The sequence below is a fragment of the Lamprobacter sp. genome, from assembly GCF_034860625.1.
Taxonomy (GTDB): Bacteria; Pseudomonadota; Gammaproteobacteria; order Chromatiales; family Chromatiaceae; genus Lamprobacter.
Genome location: NZ_JAYESN010000368.1, coordinates 1 through 2,319, shown reverse-complemented (window position 1 = coordinate 2,319; position 2,319 = coordinate 1). Strand labels below are relative to the sequence as shown.

Below are 2,319 nucleotides of genomic sequence, written 5' to 3'. Positions count from 1 at the left end.
GAGCCGGAGCCAGAACCAGAACCCGACGCCCCACCCCCGGAAGACGAGTGGGCGGATCTGCCCGACAATGACGGCGATGGCACCCCCGAGCAGGTCGAGGACTTTGCCCCGCCGCTCGATGAAAACGGCACCCAGGGCGATGGTAACGGCGACGGCATCCCGGATCGCGAGCAGACCGATGTCGCCTCAATCCCCGTGCGCGTGACCGACCGGATCTCCGAGAACCCCGACGCCACGCAGGTGTTCATCAGCCTGATTGGCGGCACCGACACCAACGGTGGCGATGCTGAGAACCCCAACACCGGGCCGACGCCCGCCGGCGGGGTCGCCATCCGCGCGGTGTCCCAGTCAGACGCGCCGCCAGCGCAGGAGCGTGCCGGTATCACCATGCCGCTCGGGCTGATCGGCTTCGAGGCTCAAGTCGACCTCGAAGAGGGTGCCGAGGACGCAGGGGAGGTGCCCTTCAGCCTGCTCATCGATGGTGAACTCCCGGTCAACGGCTTCTGGAAGCAAACCACCGAAGGCGACTGGGTCAACCTCGCCAGTGACGCCTATGGCGGCGCGGCCAGCACCGTCGGCACCAAAACCCGGCTCGACTTCGTCATCACCGACAACGGCCCCTTTGATACCAATCCTGACATTGGCGCGATCACCGACCCCGGCGCGCCGGGTTATCGGGCCGAAGTTGATCCCGACCCTGATCCCGAACTGAATTTCGCCGAAGTGGCCATGCACAAATTAGCCGGTGAGGTCGAGTTATCCGAGCCTCTTTTGAGCATTTTTGCCCGGATCCTGAACCGTCAAGTCACGCTCGACGAAGAGGCTGGTACGGTTGAATACGGCGCTGCATTCGACAACCTGCTCTCCGTTTTCACCTTTGTCGCTACCGACACGGGTGATCGTCCCGACTCACCTTTCGAGTATGGAACGCGCGTTGCGCAGGCTAAGGAAGAAACACAAGCGGCGTTTTTCGTGGACGTGAACGATGCTCTCAACTTTGCTGAAACAGCCATGCAACGTTTAGCGGGTGAGGCCGAGCTATCTGAGCATCTTTCAAGCATTTTTGCCCGGATCCTGAACCGTCAAGTCACGCTCGATGAGGAGGCTGGTACAGTTGAATACGGCGCTGCGTTCGACACCTTGCTCTCCGTTTTCACCTTTGTCGCTACCGACACCGGTGATCGCCCTGACTCACCTTTCGAGTATGGAGCGCGCGTTGAGCAGGCTAAGGAAGCAGCAGAATCTTATATGCAGACCGACGTCCAAGCCAGCGTGCCTGATGAGGCCGAGGGGCTAGCCTTGATCGGCCAGCCAATGCCTGCCGATCTGAGTACGGAGCTTTTGGTATAAGCAGCCATCAGGATGTTGCATCCCGCTCTTCATGCGGGTGAACGGGGATTGAGCGATGTCAGTTCGGTCTTCGGGGACGCGGCACTGGTTAGCAGTGGTGAACCTGGTCAGTGGTCAGATGCCTCCGCTGCGGCTCTGACCCTGAGTAGCCGGCAGGCTCACCCTGTGCTGCGCCACAGCAGCCGCTCGAAGCCCAGTGCCACCACGGCATGGGTATGTAGCCGCAGGCGCTCGCCATAGGCCTGCTCCAGCCCCTGGCGATAGCGGGCGAGCTGAGCTTCAGCAGCGTCCAGGGCACTGGCCACCGAGGGGAGGGCGGCCAGGTCCTCGCGCGAGGACTCCCGCAATCGGTCAGCCGAAAGCCCAGTATCCGCCACGCTCAGATACTTGAACTCCAGCAGATGATCCAGCAGCGCAAAGCGGCGCATCTCCTCGCGCACGATCAGCGACAGATCGGCATGGCCGCGGGCAATCGCGGTCTCGGAATCCATGACATAGAAGATGTCGGCAAAGAGTGCGATCAAAAAGACGGTTTTCACCGTCAGCTCGTTCGACCAGCGATAGTCGCGGTTGTCGAACACACGCAGGTGATGGGTCTCTAGCACCTCGATCAGCGGGGCAAGGTCACCCTGGGTATAGAGCGCCTTGGCCGCGGCGCGCAGGCTCTCGCGCTCGGGATACTCAGGAAACAGCTGATCGTGGAACTTCTCGACGTAGAGCTTGCGGATCACCAGATTCGGAATCCCCAGCACCAGCTCACCAAACGGCGTCTGATCCTTCAGCGTGAGCGCACCGAGGAAATACAACAGCGAGCCAAGAAAGGGCGCGTCCTTAGGCGCGCGGCGCATGTCCTCGACCCCAAAGCGATGCGCCAGGCTGGCGATCACCGGCGGGTGCTCCGGATCGAGCGCGGCGCCAATGAGCTCCTGCCCATGCGGTTGGCGGGCAACAAAATCGATGCGGTTACGA

1 protein-coding gene and 1 pseudogene are annotated in these 2,319 nt (G+C 61.8%); one reads left to right on the top strand and one right to left on the bottom strand.

Going from position 1 to position 2,319, the window contains the following annotated elements; all coding sequences use genetic code 11:
- A partial coding sequence (locus tag VBE63_RS27630) for a choice-of-anchor U domain-containing protein (protein WP_323686197.1) occupies positions 1–1,350 on the top strand: 1,350 nt, incomplete at its 5' end.
- Between the two features lie 158 nt (positions 1,351–1,508).
- On the opposite strand, the pseudogene VBE63_RS27625 reads toward VBE63_RS27630, so the two are convergent.
- Positions 1,509–2,319: pseudogene (locus VBE63_RS27625) on the bottom strand (AAA family ATPase); the annotation flags it as partial.